Origin of the sequence: Kitasatospora sp. NPDC089797 (assembly GCF_040684795.1) — a bacterium.
Taxonomy (GTDB): domain Bacteria; phylum Actinomycetota; class Actinomycetes; order Streptomycetales; family Streptomycetaceae; genus Kitasatospora.
In genome coordinates this window covers 125,968-144,640 of sequence record NZ_JBFBGS010000008.1, presented here as the reverse complement: position 1 = coordinate 144,640, position 18,673 = coordinate 125,968, and the positions used below count along the sequence as shown (strand labels likewise).

Below are 18,673 nucleotides of genomic sequence, written 5' to 3'. Positions count from 1 at the left end.
TTGACCGGAATCACAGCCGATGTGCCGCGAGGGGTGGTCCCCAGGCTCGGGGGCCACCCCTCACGGTCACTCAGCTGCTACCGGCCGCGATTACTTCTTCGCCAGCTCGGCGGCGTTCTTCTCGAGGTCCTCGATGCCACCGCACATGAAGAAGGCCTGCTCCGGGACGGAGTCGTACTTGCCGTCGGCGATCGAGTTGAAGGCCTCGATGGTCTCCGACAGCGGCACGGTCGAGCCCTCGACACCGGTGAACTGCTTCGCCACGTAGGTGTTCTGCGAGAGGAAGCGCTCGATGCGACGCGCGCGGTGCACCGTGATCTTGTCCTCTTCGGACAGCTCGTCCATACCGAGGATGGCGATGATGTCCTGGAGGTCCTTGTACTTCTGCAGGATCCCCTTGATACGGATGGCCGTGTCGTAGTGGGTCTGCGCGATGTACCGCGGGTCGAGGATGCGGGACGTGGAGTCCAGCGGGTCGACGGCCGGGTAGATGCCCTTCTCCGAGATCGGGCGCGACAGAACGGTGGTCGCGTCCAGGTGGGCGAAGGTGGTGGCCGGGGCCGGGTCGGTCAGGTCGTCCGCGGGGACGTAGATCGCCTGCATCGAGGTGATCGAGTGACCGCGGGTCGAGGTGATGCGCTCCTGGAGGAGGCCCATCTCGTCGGCCAGGTTCGGCTGGTAGCCCACCGCGGAGGGCATGCGGCCGAGCAGGGTCGACACCTCGGAACCGGCCTGGGTGAACCGGAAGATGTTGTCGATGAAGAGGAGCACGTCCTGCTTCTCGACGTCACGGAAGTACTCCGCCATGGTCAGCGCGGAGAGCGCGACGCGCAGACGGGTGCCCGGCGGCTCGTCCATCTGGCCGAAGACCAGCGCGGTCTTGTCCAGAACGCCCGAGTCGACCATCTCGTCGATGAGGTCGTTGCCCTCACGGGTGCGCTCGCCGACGCCGGCGAACACCGACACACCACCGAAGTTCTCGGCGACGCGGTAGATCATCTCCTGGATCAGAACGGTCTTGCCGACACCGGCACCACCGAACAGACCGATCTTGCCACCCGTGACGTACGGGGTGAGCAGGTCGATGACCTTGATGCCGGTCTCGAACATCTCGGTCTTGGACTCGAGGTCCTTGAACTCGGGGGCCTTGCGGTGGATCGGCCAGCGGACCTCGACCTGCTGGTCGAACTCCGCCTTGTCCACGTTCAGCACGTCGCCGAGGGCGTTGAAGACCTTGCCCTTGGTGATCTGGCCGACCGGGACGGAGATCGCGGCACCGGTGTCGGTGACCTGCGAACCGCGGACCAGGCCGTCGGTCGGCTGCATCGAGATGCCGCGGACCAGGCCGTCGCCGAGGTGCTGGGCGACCTCGAGGGTGAGGGTCTTGCGGCCCGTGCCGTCGGGGTTGTCCACCTCGACGTGCAGGGCGTTGTACATGTCCGGAATGGCGTCGACGGGGAACTCCACGTCGACGACCGGGCCGATGACCCGCGCGACGCGGCCCGTCGCCGTGGTCGGCTCAACAGTGGTGGTCATACTCATTCGCTCCCGCGGCTAGCGTCGGCGAGGGCGTTGGCGCCGCCGACGATCTCGCTGATTTCCTGGGTGATCTCGGCCTGGCGGGCCGAGTTGGCAAGCCGCGTGAGCGACTTGATGAGCTCGCCGGCGTTGTCCGTCGCGCTCTTCATCGCGCGGCGGCGGGCGGCGTGCTCGGAAGCGGCCGACTGCAGCAGCGCGTTGTAGATCCGGCTCTCGACGTACCGCGGCAGCAGCGCGTCGAGGACGCCCTCCGCCGACGGCTCGAAGTCGTACAGCGGGAAGATCTCCGACTTGGCCGGCGTCTGGTCGCTGAGCTGGACCTCGTCCAGCTTCAGCGGCAGCAGCCGGTTGGCGACCGCGTCCTGCGTCAGCATGGACACGAACTCGGTCGAGACCACGTGGAGTTCGTCCACGCCGCCGGTCTCGGCCGTGAAGGCCTCGATCAGCTCGGCCGCCACCGTCTTCGCGTCGCCGTAGGTCGGCTTGTCCGAGAAGCCCGTCCACGAGTTCCCCACCGCCAGGTTGCGGAAGGTGTAGTACGACAGACCCTTCCGACCGACGATGTAGGTCACGACGTCCTTGCCCTCGCCGCGCAGGCGCTCGGAGAGCGTCAGCGAGGCCTTGATGGCGTTGGACGAGTAACCGCCGGCCAGGCCGCGGTCCGCCGTGATCAGCAGGACCGCCACCCGGGTGGCGTTCGGGTTCTCGGTGGTGAGCGGGTGCTTGGCGTTGGACCGGGTGGCCACCGCCGTCACCGCCCGGGTGAGCTCATCGGCGTACGGAGCGGAGGCCGCCACCGCGCGCTGCGCCTTGCCGATGCGCGCCGCGGAGATCATCTCCATCGCCTTGGTGATCTTCTTCGTCGCGGTGACAGAGCGGATCCGGCGCTTGTAGACCCGAAGCTGTGCTCCCATGGGCCGTTACGTCCTTTCCCTCGCTACCGGACTCAGGCCTGCTCGGAGAGCAGCTTGCCGTCGGCGGTCTGGTACCCCTGCTTGAAGGCCTCGATCGCGCCGGTCAGGGCGTCCACGGTGCCGTCGGCCAGCAGACCGGTCTCGACGATGCCGGCCAGCAGGTCCTTGTGCTGCAGGCGGACGTGGTCGAGGAACTCGCGCTCGAAGCGGCGGATCTCCGCGACCGGGACGTCGTCCAGCTTGCCGGTGGTGCCGGCCCAGATGGAGACGACCTGCTCCTCGACCGGGAACGGCTGGTACTGGCCCTGCTTCAGCAGCTCGACCATGCGCGCACCGCGCTCCAGCTGGGCCTTGGAGGCCGCGTCCAGGTCGGAACCGAAGCCGGCGAAGGCCTCCAGCTCACGGTACTGGGCGAGGTCCAGGCGCAGACGGCCGGCGACCGAGCGCATGGCCTTGATCTGGGCGGAGCCACCGACGCGGGAGACCGAGATGCCGACGTTCACGGCCGGGCGGATGCCGGCGTTGAACAGGTCGGACTCCAGGAAGCACTGGCCGTCGGTGATGGAGATGACGTTGGTCGGGATGTACGCCGAGACGTCGTTGGCCTTGGTCTCGATGATCGGCAGACCGGTCATCGAGCCGCCGCCCAGGGCGTCGTTCAGCTTGGCGCAGCGCTCCAGCAGGCGGGAGTGCAGGTAGAAGACGTCGCCCGGGTAGGCCTCGCGCCCCGGCGGGCGGCGCAGCAGCAGGGAGACGGAACGGTAGGCCTCGGCCTGCTTCGACAGGTCGTCGAAGATGATCAGGACGTGCTTGCCGTCGTACATCCACTCCTGGCCGATGGCCGAACCGGTGTACGGGGCGAGGTACTTGAAGCCGGCCGGGTCGGAGGCGGGAGCAGCCACGATGGTGGTGTACTCCAGCGCGCCGGCCTCCTCCAGGGCGCCGCGGACGGACGCGATGGTGGAGCCCTTCTGGCCCACGGCGACGTAGATGCAGCGGACCTGCTTCTCCGGGTCGCCCGAGCGCCAGTTGTCACGCTGGTTGATGATCGTGTCGACGGCCACCGCGGTCTTGCCGGTCTGGCGGTCGCCGATGATCAGCTGACGCTGGCCGCGGCCGATCGGGGTCATCGCGTCGATGGCCTTGATGCCGGTCTGCAGCGGCTGCTTGACCGACTTGCGGGCCATGACGCCGGGGGCCTGCAGCTCCAGGGCGCGACGGCCGCTGGCGGCGATCTCGCCGAGGCCGTCGATCGGGTTGCCCAGCGGGTCCACGACGCGGCCGAGGTAGCCGTCGCCGACCGGGACCGAGAGGACCTCGCCGGTGCGGCGCACGGTCTGGCCCTCTTCGATACCGCCGAACTCACCGAGGACGACGACACCGATCTCGCGGGTGTCGAGGTTCAGCGCGAGGCCGAGCGTGCCGTCCTCGAACTTCAGCAGCTCGTTCGCCATGACCGAGGGCAGGCCCTCGACATGCGCGATGCCGTCCGCCGCGTCAGTGACCGTGCCGACCTCTTCCACAGAAGCGGCGTCCGGCTGGTACGACTGGACAAAGTCGGCCAGCGCGTCCCGGATCTCCTCCGGACGGATCGTAAGCTCCGCCATCAGGCTTCCCTGCTCTCCTAGTTTGCGATCCTCGGCCCGCCATTGAGGGCCGCAAGTACTCGACTCTCGGCCGGGTCGTATGAACCGGCCGTACGTTTTGCCGACTCCTTGGGGAGCCGGTTCCCCGACCGAGGGTCGGATGTGCTGCTGGTTGTGCTCAGCCTTCGAGCGACTGGCGAGCGCCTTCGAGGCGGCTCGACACGGTGCCGTCGATGATCTCGTCGCCGATCTGCACCCGCACGCCGCCGACGACCTCGGGGTCGACGTCGATGTTCAGGTGGACCTGGCGGCCGTACATCCGACCGAGAGCACCGGACAGGCGCTCCTTCTGGGTGTCCGACAGCGGCACCGCGCTGGTGACCAGGGCCACCATGCGGTCGCGGCGCGCGGCGGCGAGCTTCGAGTAGGACTCGAGGCCCTGCTCCAGGCTACGACCACGCGGCGCGTTGACGAGGGCGGTGACCAGCCGGACGGTGCCGGCGTTGGCGCGGCCGCCGAGGAGCTTGTTGATCAGCGCGGCCTTGGCGACGGCGCCGGCCTTCGGCTCGGTCAGCGCGGCGCGCAGCTCGTGCGAGCCGCTCACCACCCGGCCGAAGCGGAACAGCTCGTCCTCGACGTCGTCCAGGGCACCCACCCGGTCGGCGGCGATGACCTCGGCGTACGCGGCGAGCTCCTCGGTCGCGTCGACCAGGTCGCGCGCGCCCGACCAGCGGGAGCGGACCAGGCCGGAGACCAGGTCCACCGCTTCGCCGGAGACCTGACCGGTCAGCAGCGAGGTGACCAGCTGGGCCTTGTCCTGGCCCGACCGGGACGGGTCGGTCAGAACGCGGCGCAGCGACACCTCACGGTCCAGTACTGCCGTGACGGCGGTGAGCTCCTCGGCCAGCTTGGCCGCGTCCACCGAGGTGGAGTCGGTCAGGCTGTCCAGGTTCTTCCGGCCGGCGGCGAGCGCCTCGCGGCTGGCGCCGATCACTTGGCCGCACCCTGAGCAACGGCGGCCTTGGCCTCCAGCTCGTTCAGGAAGCGGTCGATCACGCCACTCTGCCGGGCGTTGTCCTCAAGGGACTCGCCCACGATGCGGGAAGCCAGCTGGGTGGCCAGCGAACCCACGTCCTGACGCAGGGCGGCAGTCGCCTGCTTCTTGTCGGCCTCGATCTGGGCGTGGCCGGCGGCGACGATGGCCTCGCGCTGGCGCTGGCCCTCCTCGCGCATCTCGGTGAGCTGGGCGGCGCCCTGCTCGCGAGCCTGCTCGACGATGCGGGCGGCCTCGTGGCGCGCCTCGGCGAGCTCGGCGCGGTACTGCTCAAGCAGGGCCTGAGCCTCGGCCTGGGCGGCCTCGGCGCGCTCCATGCCGCCCTCGATGGCGTCCCGACGCTCCGACAGCACCTTCTCGATGCTGGGGAGGAGCTTCTTGCCGAGCAGACCGAAGACGATGAAGAAGCAGAGCAGGCCGATGATGATCTCGGGCCACGCGGGCAGCAGGGGGTTCATCTTCTCCCCCTCCTCCGCGAGGTGAGCCGCGAAAGTCATATCTGGACCTTCCTCGAAAGGGTCTAGCGGCGGGGAATTACTTGCCGGCGCCGAAGACGAACGGCATGACGATGCCGATGAGGGCGAGCGCCTCGGTCAGCGCGAAGCCGATGAACATGTTGGAACGGATCAGACCGGCAGCCTCGGGCTGACGGGCCATGGCCTGGACACCGTTACCGAAGATGAGACCGACACCGATGCCGGGGCCGATCGCGGCGAGACCGTAACCGATCGAGGCGACGGAACCGTAGACCTCAGCGAGCTGCGTCATTTCAGCTTGTCCTTTGCGGGGTGGTGAACCGGTGGTGATTGGCCACCGGGCGTTCGGGAGGGGTGGCAGCCGGGGCTGCGTGGCTCAGTGCGCTTCTTCCAGGGCACCGGCGATGTAGCTGCTGGCCAGCATCACGAAGATGTAGGCCTGCAGGAACTGGACCAGCAGCTCGAAGGCGGTCAGGCCGACGGCGACCACGAAGGAGGCCGAGCCGTACAGCGCGCCCAGGGTCGGGCTGAGCAGGTACCAGGAGGCAATGGAGAACATCACGATCAGCAGGTGGCCGGCGAACATGTTCGCGAAGGCTCGGACCGCGAGCGTGAAGGGGCGCACGAAGATGTTCGAGAAGAACTCGATCGGCACCAGGATGAACATGACCCAGCCGGGGATGCCCGACGGCCAGCAGAGGTTCTTCAGACCGCCGACGAAGCCGTGCTTCTTGAAGGTCAGCGTCATGTAGGTGATCCACACGACCGCGGCCAGACCCGCCGGGAACGCGATCGACGCCGTCACCGGGAACTGCGCGAACGGGATGATCGACATGATGTTCATCAGCCAGACGAAGAAGAACATCGAGACCAGCATCGGGACGTACTTCTCGCCCTTCTTGCCGATCGTCTCCATCACGATGGAGCGCTTGACGAAGTCGTAGCCGATCTCGCCGACCAGCTGCAGCTTGCCGGGGACCAGGCGCGGCTTCGCGAAGGCGGCCCAGAAGAACACGACGACCAGCAGCGCGACGATGATCGACAGCAGCATCGGCTTGTTGAAGTCGATGCCGCCGACCGAGAAGATCGGCTTGAACTGGAACTCGTTCAGGCCCGGGGCCGGGAAGCCGCAGCCAGCGTCCCCGAAGTGGCAGCTGCCTGAGGCGAGCGAGGACGTGAGTTCAGCACTCACCGCGGACTCCTTCGTCGTGACGCATGGTTACGGCAACCTCGGTGTGTCGGCGTGGCCTGCGACCACGGAGCGGCACTGGAACTTGATGGGTATCTCGCCGACCCCGCGCGACGGCGCGCTGCGCGACTGCGGGATCATCGAAGACTGCGCGGGTCCGGGGGGCGATCCGTCCACTCTCAGGACAGACCTGGCCTCTTCCCGTACTCCGTTGTTGCGACGGACGATAGCAGCCCGTCAGTGCGGCATAAACACCGCCCCCCTCGTTGGGGGGACAGTCAGGCCTCGTCACTGTTGACGACCCTTGTCGGAGGGCTTGTCACCCTTGCTTTCCGAGGCGTTGGGGTCGACGTAGAAGGTCTTGGCCTTGAGCGCACCGCGCACCTGGAAGCCGGTGAAGACCAGCACGCAGCCGATCAGGGTGAAGGCGAAGGCCTGCCGGTGGAACAGCTCGGTGTTCTTGAACACCGCCAGCACGATGCCGACCAGCAGGATCTGAGTGGTGTACACCAGCAGCGCCGCGGCCATCATGATCTGCGGGTTCGACCTGGTCAGGCGGTCCAGCGCGATCTGGCCGAAGCTGAAGAAGGCCAGCACCAGAAGGGCGCCGAAGAGGGCGCCGAGCAGGCCCTTCCCACCGGCGACGGCGAAGGAGATCGCCATGGCGATGATCCCGGCGACCGCAGTGGGAATCGCGGCGCCTCGGAGGACCCGGGCGTCGGGGGACGGCATGTCGGCAGCTCCGGCGGCATGTCGATGTGGCGGGGGGACGGGCACTGATGGTGGCGGGTGACACCGGACCGAGGGACCGCCGCCGGGCCGCCCGCGAGCGAGTCGGGCCCGTCGAAGGAGACCGACCAGGGACGGAAGTCCTCCACCTGTCAGGTCTTTCGGCGTGTTCTCGGTACTCGTGAACGGTATCACAAACTATTTGATGAGAGCTTTACCATGAATGTGTGGCTCCTGTCACACCGACGGCGCAACGATTCCGCCGTACGGGTGAGCCCATTTGACGGATCATCAACTCCGTTGTCACCGGCGGCCGGTGGCCTTGTGGTGGTCGGACGGGGCGGACGGGCCCCGGCTGGCTTCACCCAGAAGTTGCTTGTCCTTCGCCGACAGTTCGGCCATCGGCGCCGAGACGGACCGCCGCCGGTACCGCGGCGGGACGAAGGACTGCACCGCCCGGGGCGCGCGCGGCCGGAACCGCGGGGTGAGCAGCACCACCAGGCCGACCAGGCAGAGCCCGGCGAGGGTCAGCACCACCGCGCGGCCGGTGTTGGTCACCGAGAACGCGACCGTGCCGAAGGCGATCAGCGCGGCCCAGAAGTACATGATCAGCACGGCCCGGCTGTGCGAGTGCCCGACCTGGAGCAGCCGGTGGTGCAGGTGCCGCTTGTCGGCGGCGAACGGGGACTGGCCGGCCCAGGTGCGGCGCACCACGGCGAGCAGCAGGTCCGCCAGCGGCAGCGCGATCACGGTCAGCGGCAGCAGCAGCGGGATGTAGATCGGCACCAGGGTGTGCACGGTGGCGGTCTGCGAACCGGTCTCACTGTTGATCAGGTCCGGGTCGACCCGGCCGGTGATCGAGATCGCGGCGACGGCCAGCATCAGCCCCAGCATCATCGAGCCGGAGTCGCCCATGAAGATCCGCGCGGGGTGCATGTTGTGCGCCAGGAAGCCCAGGCACATGCCGATCAGCAGCACGCTGAACAGCACGGCGGGGGCCGCGTCGGTGATCGCGTAGCCGTACCAGAGCCGGTAGCTGTACAGGAAGAACGCGATCGCGGCGATGCAGACCATGCCGCCCGCCAGGCCGTCCAGGCCGTCGATGAAGTTCACCGCGTTGACCATGACGACGACCAGGGTGACCGAGATGACCATGCCCTGGGTCGGGCTGACCGCGACCGAGCCGACCCCGGGCACCGGGAGGCTGATCACCGTGACGCCCTGCCAGACCATCACGCCGGCGGCGATCATCTGGCCGCCGAGCTTCACCAGGGCGTCCACGCCCCACTTGTCGTCCAGCACGCCGAGCAGGAACATGATCCCGGCGCCGGACAGCAGCGCGCGGATGTCGCTGCCGCCGTTGAACACCTTGCTCAGGTTGTCCAGCTGCGAGGCGACCAGGATGCCCGCGCACAGTCCGCCGAACATCGCGATGCCGCCGAGCCGCGGAGTGGGCTCGCGGTGCACGTCGCGGGCGCGGACCGGGGGCATCGCGCCCGCCGCGATCGCGAACTTCCGTACCGGGCCGGTCAACAGGTAGGTGACGGCCGCGGTGCAGAACAGCACCAGCAGATACTCACGCACCACTGGCCTCCTGCATCACTGTCGAACGGGGAAGTACCGAAGGTACTCCCCTGCCTTCCCGGGGTTCGAGGTGCGTCGCCACGGCACACACCTTATTGAGTCGGACGCCCGGGACGTGCATCGCGGTTCGCCCTCCCGGGTAGGAGATCCGGATGCCCGTGGACGGACCGGCCCCGCGGAGCGGTGCGCGGCCCCCGCTCAGGCCCGCTCCGCGTAGGCCGACGCCAGCTCCCGGACCCGCTCCGCGACCGGTCCGGGCGCCTCCCCGGAGAGCAGTCGCGCGATCAGTCCGGCGATCCCGGTCAGCTCCGCCTCGCCCATCCCCTGGCTGGTCACGGTGCCCGTGCCGAGCCGGATCCCGGAGGCGTCGGCGGCCGGCGCCGGGTCGAACGGCAGGGCGCACTTGCCGAGCAGCAACCCGGCGGCGGCGCAGCGCCGTTCGGCCTCCGCACCGGTCACGCCGAGCGGACGGACGTCGGCGGTGACCAGGTGGGTGTCGGTACCGCCCGTCAGAGGGCGCATACCGGCCTCTGCGAGCCCCCTGGCGAGCGCCTGCGCCCCGGACACCGTCCGCTGCGCGTAGGCCCGGTAGGCGGGCTTCCCGGCCTCCGCGAGCGCCACCGCCTTGCCGGCCACCTCGTTCATCGCCGCACCGCCCTGGCTGAACGGGAAGACCGCCCGGTCGATCCGCTCGGCCAGCTCCGCGGTGGACAGCAGCAGACCCCCGCGCGGGCCGCGCAGCAGTTTGTGGGTGGCCGCCACCGTGACGTCCGCGTACGGCACCGGGGAGGGCGCCACCCCGGCCGCGACCAGGCCCGCGGTCTGCGCCACCGAGGCGATCAGGTAGGCGTCCACCTCGTCGGCGATCTCCCGGAAGGCCGCCCAGTCCGGATGCCGCGGGTACGAGATCGACCCCGCCACGATCGCCTTGGGGCGGTGCAGCCGGGCCAGCTCGCGCACCTGGTCGAGGTCGATCAGGCCGTCCGCCTCGCGCACGCCGTAGCCGGTGAAGTCGAACCAGCGGCCGGAGAAGTTGGCCCGCGAACCGCAGCTGAGGTGTCCGCCGTGCTCCAGCGACATCGCCAGCACCCCGTCACCGGGCCGCAGCAGCGCCGCGTACGCCGCGAGCATCGCCGAAGTCGCCGATCTGGGCTGGACGTTGGCGTGCGGGGCGGCGAACAGCAGGCGCGCCCGGTCGATCGCCAGCAGCTCCGCGGCGTCCGCCAGCGCACAGCCGGTGTGGTGCCGGCGGCCCGGGTAGCCCTCGGCGTACTTGTCGATCAGCGGGCCGGTCAGCGCCGCCAGGACGGCCGGGGCGGTCAGGTTCTCCCCCGCCAGCAGCTGGATCGTCTCGGCCCGCCGCTCGGCCTCGGCGGCCAGCAGGTCGGCGATCTGGGGATCCGCCCGGTGCAGCGCCTCGGACGCCCACGGGCGCCCCCTCGTCGCGGTCGAGCCGGCGGCGGCATCGGTGACGGTCATGGCAGGGCTCCCGGCGCTGCGGATGGGGCACCCCCGGCCGACGACTGGGGGGTGTTCACCCAGCGTAGGACCGTCCCCGCCACCCGGCCCGTCGGGACGGGGCCGTTCGGCGGTCGGTCAGCGCGGCGCCGGCAGGCCGGTGAGCGCGGTGACCACCGGGTCGACCGCGTGGAATATCTCCTCGCCGCAGTTGCGGAACATGCCGATCGGCGCCCCGTACGGGTCGTCCAGCTCGTCGGACTCCGGGGTCGCGGCCAGCAGCCAGCCGCGCAGCGCGGCGGCGGCCCGGACCAGGGCGCGGGCCCGCTCGGTGACGTCGGCGCCGCGGCGCGGATCGGGCAGGGTGCCCGGGTCGATCGTCCGCACCAGGCGGGTGAACTCCTTGATCGTGAAGGTGCGCAGGCCCGCCTCGTGGCCCATCGAGATCACCTGGGCCCGGTGGTCCAGGGTCGCGGTGAGCACCAGGTCGGCCTCGACCACGTGCTCGTCCAGCAGCTCCCGGCCGGTGAAGCCGCCGCTGTCCGCGCCGTACTCGTCCAGCACGGTCGCGGCGTGGTCCTCCATCGGCGCGCCCACGTGGCCCCAGGTGCCGGCACTCTCCACCAGGATCCGGCCGGCCACCCGGGGGCTGAGCCGGGTGTCCAGCTCGCGCCGGGTGAGCCGCTCGGCGATCGGCGAGCGGCAGATGTTGCCGGTGCAGACGTACAGGATCCGGAAGTGGTCCAGCGGCCTGGGACCCACGGCCAGGTACGGCGCTATGCCGGGCCCGTCATGGAGCGAGGCGATGGGTGTCAACTTCCGGCCTCCAGGTCGGGGACGACCTCCCTCAGCTGCTCGATGCTGATCGCGCCGGCCCGCAGCAGCACCGGCACCTTGCCGGTGACGTCCACGATCGACGACGCGGTGGCGTGGTCGGCGTTCCCGCCGTCCAGGTAGACCGAGATGGCGTCGCCCAGCTGGGCCTGTGCCTCGTCGCAGGTCGCCGGGGACGGCCCGCCGGTCTTGTTGGCGCTGGAGACGGCGAGCGGGCCGGTGGTGTTCAGCAGCTCGATGGCGACCGGGTGCAGCGGCATCCGGACCGCGACGGTGCCGCGGGTCTCGCCGAGGTCCCAGCGCAGCGAGGGCTGGTGCTTGGCGACCAGGGTGAGCCCGCCGGGCCAGAACGCGTCGACCAGCTCCCAGGCCTGCTCGGAGAAGTCGGTGACCAGGCCGTGCAGGGTGGTCGGCGAGCCGACCAGGACCGGCGAGGGCATGTTGCGGCCGCGGCCCTTGGCCGCCAGCAGCTCGCCGACGGCCTCCGGGGAGAAGGCGTCCGCGCCGACCCCGTAGAGGGTGTCGGTGGGCAGCACGACGAGTTCGCCGCGGCGGATGGCCGAGGCGGCCTCGCGCAGGCCCGTGGCGCGGTCCCCGGTGTCGGCACAGTCGTAGCGGCGGCTCATCGGTACGGTCCCCTTCCGGAAAGGATCATGACGTTCGCGGCGGTGTTCACAGCGCGGCCCTGGAAGCCGTCCTGCTGCGTTCGAGGGTCACGACCCGGCCCACCCGGGCGGTCGTGAAGCGTTCCGTGTCCACGACCCGGCCCACCCGGGCGGTCGTGCTGCGTCCGAGGGTCACGACCCGACCCTCCGGGCGGTCGTGAAGCGCGGCCGGTTGTTCAGGTCGCGGTGGTCGGCGGTGTCCGTCCAGCCGCGTTCCTCGTTGAAGATCCACGGCACCTGGCCGCCCTGCTGGTCGGCGTGCTCGATCACCACCGCGCCGCCCGGGCGCAGCAGCCGGGCGGCCACCCGCTCGATGCCGCGGATGGTGTCCAGACCGTCCTCGCCGGAGAACAGCGACATCTGCGGGTCGTGGTCACGGGCCTCCGGCGCGACGTACTCCCACTCGGTGAGCGGGATGTACGGCGGGTTCGAGATCACCAGGTCGAAGCGGCCGTCCCAGGAGCGGTCGTCCTCGAAGGCCTTGGTGGCGTCCCCGGCGTGCAGGGTGACCCTGGCGCGGTCCGGGCTGGCCTCGATGTTGCGCCGGGTGTACTCCAGCGCCCCCTCGTCCAGCTCGAAGGCGTGCACGGTCGAGCGCGGCAGCTCCTGGGCCAGGGCGAGCGCGATGGCGCCCGAGCCCGAGCAGAGGTCGACCACCAGCGGCTCGGCGACGTCCATGTCGCGCACCGCGTCTATCGCCCACTCGACGACCGTCTCGGTCTCCGGCCGGGGCACGAACACCCCGGGGCCGACCTCCAGCTCGAGGTAGCGGAAGAACGCGCGCCCGGTGATGTGCTGGAGCGGCTCGCGTGCCTCGCGGCGCGACACCGCCTCCCAGTAGCGGGCGTCGAAGTCGGCGTCCTTCACCGTGTGCAGCTGGCTGCGCTTGACGTTGTGGACGTAGGCGGCGAGTTCCTCCGCGTCGAAGCGCGGCGACGGCACGCCGGCCGCGGCCAACCGCTGGGTGGCCTGGGCCACCTCGGCGAGCAGCAGGTTCATCCGTACGACCTCATGTTTCTGCGCTCCGGCTTCGGGCTTGCGTCGGGCTGGGGCGCGCCGGTCTCAGTTCTCTTGGGCCGCGGCGAGCTTGGCCGCCGCGTCCTTGTCGACGCAGGACTGGATCACCGCGTTCAGGTCGCCGTCCAGGACCTGGTCCAGGTTGTACGCCTTGAACCCCGTGCGGTGGTCCGAGATGCGGTTCTCGGGGTAGTTGTACGTCCGGATCCGCTCGGAGCGGTCCACCGTGCGGACCTGGCTGCGACGCGCGTCGGAGGCCTCCCGCTCGGCTTCCTCCTGCGCGGCGGCCAGCAGCCGCGAACGCAGGATGCGCATCGCCTGCTCCTTGTTCTGCAGCTGGCTCTTCTCGTTCTGGCAGGACGCCACGATACCGGTCGGCAGGTGGGTGATCCGGACCGCCGAGTCGGTGGTGTTGACCGACTGGCCGCCGGGGCCGGAGGAGCGGTAGACGTCGATCCGCAGGTCGTTGGCGACGATCTCGACCTCGACCTCCTCCGCCTCGGGGGTGACCAGCACGCCCGCCGCGGAGGTGTGGATGCGGCCCTGCGACTCGGTGGCGGGGACGCGCTGCACGCGGTGCACGCCGCCCTCGTACTTCAGCCGGGCCCAGACGCCCTGGCCGGGCTCGGCGTTGCCCTTGGTCTTCACGGCCACCGAGACGTCCTTGTAGCCGCCCAGGTCGGACTCGTTGGAGTCGATGAGCTCGGTCTTCCAGCCGACCCGCTCGGCGAAGCGCAGGTACATCCGGAGCAGGTCGCCGGCGAACAGCGCGGACTCCTCGCCGCCCTCGCCCGCCTTGATCTCCAGGATGACGTCCTTGTCGTCGCTCGGGTCGCGCGGGACGAGCAGCAGCCGCAGTTCCTCGGTCAGTTCGTCCCGGCGGTGCTCGGAGTCCTTCACCTCGGAGAGGAACTCCGGGTCCTCGGCGGCGAGTTCGCGCGCGGCCTCGATGTCCTCGCCGGCCTGCCGCCACTGCCGGTAGGCCCGGGTGATCGGGGTCAGCTCGGCGTACCGCTTGGCCAGCTTGCGGGCGTTGTTCTGGTCGGCGTGCACGGACGGGTCGGCCAGCCTCTTCTCGAGGTCGGCGTGCTCGACGAGGAGCTCTTCGACTGCCTCGAACATGGGGTGGCCTTCTTCCCGGGGGCTCGGAACGTGCGGAGGGGGCGGAGCGGGGTGGAACGGGGAACGCGCGCTGGGACGCGAACGGCGCCGGTCCCCAGCGCCCCCGACAACGAGTACGGGGGCACCGGGAACCGGCGCCGAGGGAGCGCTAGGCCTTCGCGCTGTGCTGCTTGCCGAAGCGCTTCTCGAAGCGGGCCACGCGGCCACCCGTGTCGAGGATCTTCTGCTTGCCGGTGTAGAAGGGGTGGCACTGCGAGCAGACCTCGGCGCGGATCTCGCCGCTGGTCTCCGTCGAGCGGGTGGTGAACTCGGCGCCGCAGGTGCAGGTCACCTTCGTGACCACGTACTCCGGGTGAACGTTGGGCTTCAAGGGGTTCTCCTAGTTTTCGGGAGGGCACCGGGTCGGCGACTGGAGTGCCGCACGTGAACCGGGACCGACGGACCAGTCTGCCAGGACCGGCCGCATCTTCCCAAACCGGCCCCCGTTCCGGGATATTCCGGACGCTCGTCCGGGGGCCGTCGGGAGCCGCTCGGACGGCGCCGTCAGCGCCCTGCGGTGGCCGTTCCGGCGGGCTTCGGCGTGGTCTTCGGGGCCACCTTGGGAACGGCCGCCGGGGAGGCCGTGGGCGCCGCCTGGGCCGGGTTCTCCGGCTGGGCGGAGACGACCGCCTGCGGGATCGGCTGGTCGGCCTTGAGCGCCGCCCAGACGTTCCCGGCCTGCGGCTGCTGCTCGACCACCCGGTTGGGGTCGCTGGGGGCGGTCACCACCGGCAGGGTGACCATGGTCAGCTGGTCCGGCCCGATCCCCTTGAGTTCCTGGACCAGCCCCACCAGGGAGTTCACCGAGCCGAGCGCGGAGTCGGTGGTGACGCTCTTGGTCATGGTGTCGCCGATCGACCACAGCTTGACCGGGTTGGAGAACAGCCCGAGCCCGCCGGCCTGCTGGAGCAGCGACTTGACCATCTGCTTCTGCAGCTCGATCCGGCCGAGGTCGCTGCCGTCGCCGACGCCGTGCCGGGTGCGGACGAAGGCCAGCGCCTGCTGCCCGTCCAGGTGGTGCTCGCCGGCCGGCAGGTCGAGCCCGCTGTCCTTGTCGTGGATGGCCACCGTGGTCGTGACGGTGGCCCCGCCTATCGCGTCCACGACCCGGGCGAAGCCGGCGAAGTCCACCTGGAGGTAGTGGTCCATCCGCAGCCCGGTGAGCTGTTCGGTGGTCTTGACCGCGCAGGCCGCGCCGCCGGCCTCGAAGGCGCTGTTGTACATCGCGCGCTTGACCGCCGGGACGGCCTTGCCGCCGGCGTCCGTGCACTGCGGCCGGTCGACCAGGGTGTCGCGCGGGATCGACACGATCGAGGCCCGTGAGTGGTCCTGGTTGACGTGCACCACCATCGCGGTGTCGGAGCGGGCGGTGTCACCGGTGTCCCCGCCGGCCAGGTCGCCGTTCTCGCCGACCCGCGAGTCGGAGCCCAGCACCAGGATGTTGAAGGAGCCGTCGGTGGCGGCCGGGGGCCGGGCGTCGCCCAGGCGGGAGTCGATGTCGACGCTCTTGATGTTGCCGTTGAGCTTCAGGTACGCGTAAGCGCCCGCTCCGCCGCCGGCGACGACCAGCGCGGCGACCGCGCAGGCGGACCACCGCAGGATCTTGCGGCGGCGACTCGGGACCCTCTTGTGCTCGGCCATACGCTCCAGAGTAAAACGGACAAGAAGATCAAATGACCTCAATCTGTCCCAGCTCTGGAACAAAGCGGTCCGGACACGGCGAACCCCGGACCGCTCGCGCGATCCGGGGTTCGGTGCCTCGACAGCCGTCCGACTACGGTCAGTCGCCGGAGCCGGGGGTGGTCTTGGCGATCTGCATCAGGAACTCGGCGTTGCTCTTGGTCTGCTTCATCTTGTCCAGCAGCAGCTCGATCGCCTGCTGCGAGTCGAGCGCGTGCAGCACCCGGCGCAGCTTCCAGACGATGGCGAGCTCCTCGCTGCCGAGCAGGATCTCCTCCTTGCGGGTGCTGGAGGCGTCCACGTCGACGGCCGGGAAGATGCGCTTGTCCGAGAGCTTGCGGTCGAGCTTGAGCTCCATGTTGCCGGTGCCCTTGAACTCCTCGAAGATCACCTCGTCCATCCGCGAGCCGGTCTCGACCAGCGCGGTGGCCAGGATGGTCAGCGAGCCGCCGTTCTCGATGTTGCGCGCGGCGCCGAAGAACTTCTTCGGCGGGTACAGCGCGGTCGAGTCGACACCACCGGACAGGATGCGGCCGGAGGCCGGCGCCGCCAGGTTGTAGGCGCGGCCCAGACGGGTGATCGAGTCCAGCAGGATGACCACGTCGTGACCCAGCTCGACCAGGCGCTTGGCACGCTCGATGGCCAGCTCGGCGACGGTGGTGTGGTCCTCGGCCGGGCGGTCGAAGGTCGAGGAGATGACCTCGCCCTTGACCGACCGCTGCATGTCGGTGACCTCTTCCGGACGCTCGTCGACCAGGACGACCATCAGGTGGCACTCGGGGTTGTTGTGGGTGATCGCGTTGGCGACCGCCTGCAGGACCATGGTCTTGCCGGTCTTCGGCGGGGCCACGATCAGACCGCGCTGGCCCTTGCCGATCGGCGACACCAGGTCGATGATCCGGGTGGTCAGCACGCCCGGGTCGGTCTCCAGGCGCAGCCGCTCCTGCGGGTACAGCGGGGTGAGCTTGTTGAACTCGGGGCGGCCGCGGCCGGTCTCCGGGTCCATGCCGTTGACGGAGTCCAGCCGCACCATGGCGTTGAACTTCTCGCGGCGCTCGCCCTCGCGCGGCTGGCGGACCGCACCGGTGATGGCGTCACCCTTGCGCAGGCCGTTCTTGCGGACCTGGGCGAGCGAGACGTAGACGTCGTTCTGGCCCGGCAGGTAGCCCGAGGTGCGGACGAACGCGTAGTTGTCGAGGATGTCGAGGATGCCCGCGACCGGGATCAGGACGTCGTCCTCGCCGACCTGCGGCTCGACCACGCCCGCCTCGAAACCGTCGCGGCCGCGACGGCCGCGGCGGTCCCGGTAACGGCCGCGACGGCCGCGACGGCCCTCGCCGAACTCGTCGTCGTCGTAACCGCCCTGCTGGACCTGGGGCTGCTGGGCCTGCTGGCCCTGACCGCCCTCGCGGCGCTGCTGGCCCTCGCCCTGGCCCTGCGGCTGGCCCTGCTGACCGCCCTGGCGGTCGGCGCGGTCCCGGCGGTTGCGGCGGTCGCGGCGCGACTCGCGGCCGTCGCCGTCCTGGCCGGCCTGGGCCTCGGCGCCGTCCTGACGCTCGGTGCGCTCGGTGCGCTCGCCGCCCTCGCGGCGGTCCCGACGCTCGCGACGGTCGCGACGGGTCTCGCGACCCTCCTCGCGGCCCTCGAAGCCGCGGGTCTCGGCCGGGCGGTCGGCCTGCTTGGGCTCGGCCACCGCGACGGTGGCGGCCTCGGCGGTCGCCTCGGCGGCGGCCGCGGGGGCCGTGGGGGCGCCGGCGGCCGAGGTGGCGCGGCGGCGGGTGCGCTCGGCGCGGGCGGGCGCGGCGGTCTCGGGCGCGGCCTGCACCGGGATCTCGATCTGGGCCTGCGGCTCGGCGGCCGGGGCCGCGGCGGCGGCAGCAGCGGCGGCCTTGGTGCGGCGGGCCGGCTTCTCGGCCGGGGCCTCGGCGTCCGCCTTGGCGGCGGTGCGCTTGGCGGCCGGGGCGCCACCGGCGGCGAGCAGCGGGTCCCCGCCGCTCTTCTCCTTGATGGTCTCGATCAGCTGGCTCTTGCGCATGCGTCCGGTACCGGTGATGCCCAGGTCCCCGGCGAGCTTCTGCAGCTCGGCCAGGACCATCCCGTCCAGACCCGCGGCGGCACTGCGGCGGCGGCGGGCCGGAGCGGCGGGGGCGGCGGCGGCGTCCGACGCCTCGGCGTCCGGGCGCGCGCCCATCAGATCGGTGGAGTCGCTCACTAAGGGTCCTTCCCTGGAGCGGACGTCGGCCTGTCTGGCTCGGCGACCGGTTGTGCTGTCCTGACCAACGCTCGACTGCGTCGGTCCGAGGCGGTGATCCCTCGAATGGCGGGAGCCCGTCGAGGGAGAGCTGCGAGGTGCGGTGCGTGAAGCACGGGTGGTGCTGAGGTGGCGCGTGGGCCGGTCGTGTGTCGACCTCCCCAGAGGGCGTAGCGCCCCCACGCTGTGCCTGCGAATCCCGGGCCCCCGTCGCGTGACGGTGGCCCGCGCTCCGCCCGTCCTGGCCTCTAGGTGGGAGACCGCGGGTGGGAGTCAGGTGCCGTCACGGCTTCGGGATGCGGCCGCGTGTCGCGCAGGCAGGCTGCGTACGCGCTGCGGTGGGCTCCCGGAGAATCGTCGCCCCGGACATCGTGGCGGTTCCACGGCAGTGGAACGCTGGGATCGGGACGCGGCGCACCGAGCCCCGGAGGGCACATGGTGCAGCAATGAGGTTAACACTACCGACCCCCTCAGACATTCCCCGACCTCGGGCTTGCCAATCGTGTCCGGACGGCCCGGCCTGCGCCGGGCCCGAA

General features: G+C 70.5%; 18 protein-coding genes. All 18 read right to left on the bottom strand.

From position 1 onward, the window contains the following. Window positions 1–90 precede the first annotated feature (90 nt). Entirely contained in the window at window positions 91–1,536 is a 1,446-nt protein-coding gene (gene atpD / locus AB0O91_RS08730) for a F0F1 ATP synthase subunit beta (RefSeq protein WP_350512004.1), read from the bottom strand. Between the two features lie 2 nt (window positions 1,537–1,538). Beyond that, window positions 1,539–2,453 (bottom strand): F0F1 ATP synthase subunit gamma, encoded by a 915-nt coding sequence (locus tag AB0O91_RS08725; RefSeq protein ID WP_350512003.1) that lies wholly within the window; start codon window positions 2,451–2,453, stop codon window positions 1,539–1,541. 32 nt (window positions 2,454–2,485) lie between these two features. Further along, entirely contained in the window at window positions 2,486–4,060 is a 1,575-nt protein-coding gene (gene atpA, locus AB0O91_RS08720) for a F0F1 ATP synthase subunit alpha (RefSeq protein ID WP_363429370.1), read from the bottom strand. A 157-nt stretch (window positions 4,061–4,217) separates the two neighbouring features. Next, window positions 4,218–5,033: a F0F1 ATP synthase subunit delta gene (locus tag AB0O91_RS08715; RefSeq protein WP_363429368.1), complete on the bottom strand. Its 816-nt coding sequence runs from the start codon at window positions 5,031–5,033 to the stop codon at window positions 4,218–4,220. After that, window positions 5,030–5,590, bottom strand: a complete 561-nt coding sequence (locus AB0O91_RS08710; protein WP_363429366.1) for a F0F1 ATP synthase subunit B — start codon at window positions 5,588–5,590, stop codon at window positions 5,030–5,032. Before AB0O91_RS08710 ends, AB0O91_RS08715 begins: the two co-directional genes overlap by 4 nt. Window positions 5,591–5,627: 37 nt before the next feature. Then, complete coding sequence (atpE, locus tag AB0O91_RS08705) at window positions 5,628–5,861, bottom strand: ATP synthase F0 subunit C (RefSeq protein ID WP_363429364.1); 234 nt, start codon at window positions 5,859–5,861, stop codon at window positions 5,628–5,630. A gap of 84 nt (window positions 5,862–5,945) precedes the next feature. After that, complete coding sequence (gene atpB / locus AB0O91_RS08700) at window positions 5,946–6,761, bottom strand: F0F1 ATP synthase subunit A (protein ID WP_350504379.1); 816 nt, start codon at window positions 6,759–6,761, stop codon at window positions 5,946–5,948. Window positions 6,762–7,046: 285 nt separating this feature from the next. Then, window positions 7,047–7,490 carry a hypothetical protein gene (locus AB0O91_RS08695; RefSeq protein ID WP_363429362.1) on the bottom strand — a complete coding sequence of 148 codons (444 nt, stop codon included), beginning with the start codon at window positions 7,488–7,490 and terminating at the stop codon, window positions 7,047–7,049. A 300-nt stretch (window positions 7,491–7,790) separates the two neighbouring features. Then, entirely contained in the window at window positions 7,791–9,071 is a 1,281-nt protein-coding gene (locus tag AB0O91_RS08690; RefSeq protein WP_363429360.1) for an MraY family glycosyltransferase, read from the bottom strand. Window positions 9,072–9,269: 198 nt separating this feature from the next. Beyond that, window positions 9,270–10,550 (bottom strand): serine hydroxymethyltransferase, encoded by a 1,281-nt coding sequence (locus tag AB0O91_RS08685; protein ID WP_363429358.1) that lies wholly within the window; start codon window positions 10,548–10,550, stop codon window positions 9,270–9,272. A 117-nt stretch (window positions 10,551–10,667) separates the two neighbouring features. Beyond that, window positions 10,668–11,309: a protein-tyrosine-phosphatase gene (locus tag AB0O91_RS08680; RefSeq protein ID WP_363429479.1), complete on the bottom strand. Its 642-nt coding sequence runs from the start codon at window positions 11,307–11,309 to the stop codon at window positions 10,668–10,670. Between the two features lie 32 nt (window positions 11,310–11,341). Beyond that, window positions 11,342–11,989: an L-threonylcarbamoyladenylate synthase gene (locus AB0O91_RS08675; RefSeq protein ID WP_363429356.1), complete on the bottom strand. Its 648-nt coding sequence runs from the start codon at window positions 11,987–11,989 to the stop codon at window positions 11,342–11,344. Between the two features lie 46 nt (window positions 11,990–12,035). Continuing rightward, window positions 12,036–12,164, bottom strand: a complete 129-nt coding sequence (locus tag AB0O91_RS08670; protein WP_363429354.1) for a hypothetical protein — start codon at window positions 12,162–12,164, stop codon at window positions 12,036–12,038. Beyond that, window positions 12,161–13,027, bottom strand: coding sequence for a peptide chain release factor N(5)-glutamine methyltransferase (gene prmC, locus AB0O91_RS08665; RefSeq protein WP_188302982.1), 867 nt, complete (start codon window positions 13,025–13,027; stop codon window positions 12,161–12,163). The genes AB0O91_RS08670 and prmC overlap by 4 nt, the downstream gene beginning before the upstream one ends. 63 nt (window positions 13,028–13,090) lie before the next feature. After that, a complete protein-coding gene (prfA, locus tag AB0O91_RS08660; RefSeq protein ID WP_363429352.1) occupies window positions 13,091–14,167 on the bottom strand; it encodes a peptide chain release factor 1 in 1,077 nt (358 codons plus the stop codon). Between the two features lie 148 nt (window positions 14,168–14,315). Further along, window positions 14,316–14,537 carry a 50S ribosomal protein L31 gene (gene rpmE / locus AB0O91_RS08655; protein WP_316526281.1) on the bottom strand — a complete coding sequence of 74 codons (222 nt, stop codon included), beginning with the start codon at window positions 14,535–14,537 and terminating at the stop codon, window positions 14,316–14,318. Between the two features lie 173 nt (window positions 14,538–14,710). Further along, window positions 14,711–15,847 (bottom strand): LCP family protein, encoded by a 1,137-nt coding sequence (locus tag AB0O91_RS08650; protein WP_363429350.1) that lies wholly within the window; start codon window positions 15,845–15,847, stop codon window positions 14,711–14,713. A gap of 139 nt (window positions 15,848–15,986) precedes the next feature. Further along, window positions 15,987–18,098 (bottom strand): transcription termination factor Rho, encoded by a 2,112-nt coding sequence (gene rho, locus AB0O91_RS08645; RefSeq protein ID WP_363429347.1) that lies wholly within the window; start codon window positions 18,096–18,098, stop codon window positions 15,987–15,989. Window positions 18,099–18,673: the final 575 nt, after the last annotated feature.

What these genes read in the sequence shown, in the direction of transcription:
- atpD (WP_350512004.1), bottom strand. Translation starts at nt 1,536, where the DNA reads ATGACCACCACTGTTGAGCCGACCACGGCGACGGGCCGCGTCGCGCGG.
- AB0O91_RS08725 (WP_350512003.1), bottom strand. Translation starts at nt 2,453, where the DNA reads ATGGGAGCACAGCTTCGGGTCTACAAGCGCCGGATCCGCTCTGTCACC.
- atpA (WP_363429370.1), bottom strand. Translation starts at nt 4,060, where the DNA reads ATGGCGGAGCTTACGATCCGTCCGGAGGAGATCCGGGACGCGCTGGCC.
- AB0O91_RS08710 (WP_363429366.1), bottom strand. Translation starts at nt 5,590, where the DNA reads ATGACTTTCGCGGCTCACCTCGCGGAGGAGGGGGAGAAGATGAACCCC.
- atpE (WP_363429364.1), bottom strand. Translation starts at nt 5,861, where the DNA reads ATGACGCAGCTCGCTGAGGTCTACGGTTCCGTCGCCTCGATCGGTTAC.
- AB0O91_RS08695 (WP_363429362.1), bottom strand. Translation starts at nt 7,490, where the DNA reads ATGCCGTCCCCCGACGCCCGGGTCCTCCGAGGCGCCGCGATTCCCACT.
- AB0O91_RS08685 (WP_363429358.1), bottom strand. Translation starts at nt 10,550, where the DNA reads ATGACCGTCACCGATGCCGCCGCCGGCTCGACCGCGACGAGGGGGCGC.
- AB0O91_RS08675 (WP_363429356.1), bottom strand. Translation starts at nt 11,989, where the DNA reads ATGAGCCGCCGCTACGACTGTGCCGACACCGGGGACCGCGCCACGGGC.
- prmC (WP_188302982.1), bottom strand. Translation starts at nt 13,027, where the DNA reads ATGAACCTGCTGCTCGCCGAGGTGGCCCAGGCCACCCAGCGGTTGGCC.
- prfA (WP_363429352.1), bottom strand. Translation starts at nt 14,167, where the DNA reads ATGTTCGAGGCAGTCGAAGAGCTCCTCGTCGAGCACGCCGACCTCGAG.
- AB0O91_RS08650 (WP_363429350.1), bottom strand. Translation starts at nt 15,847, where the DNA reads ATGGCCGAGCACAAGAGGGTCCCGAGTCGCCGCCGCAAGATCCTGCGG.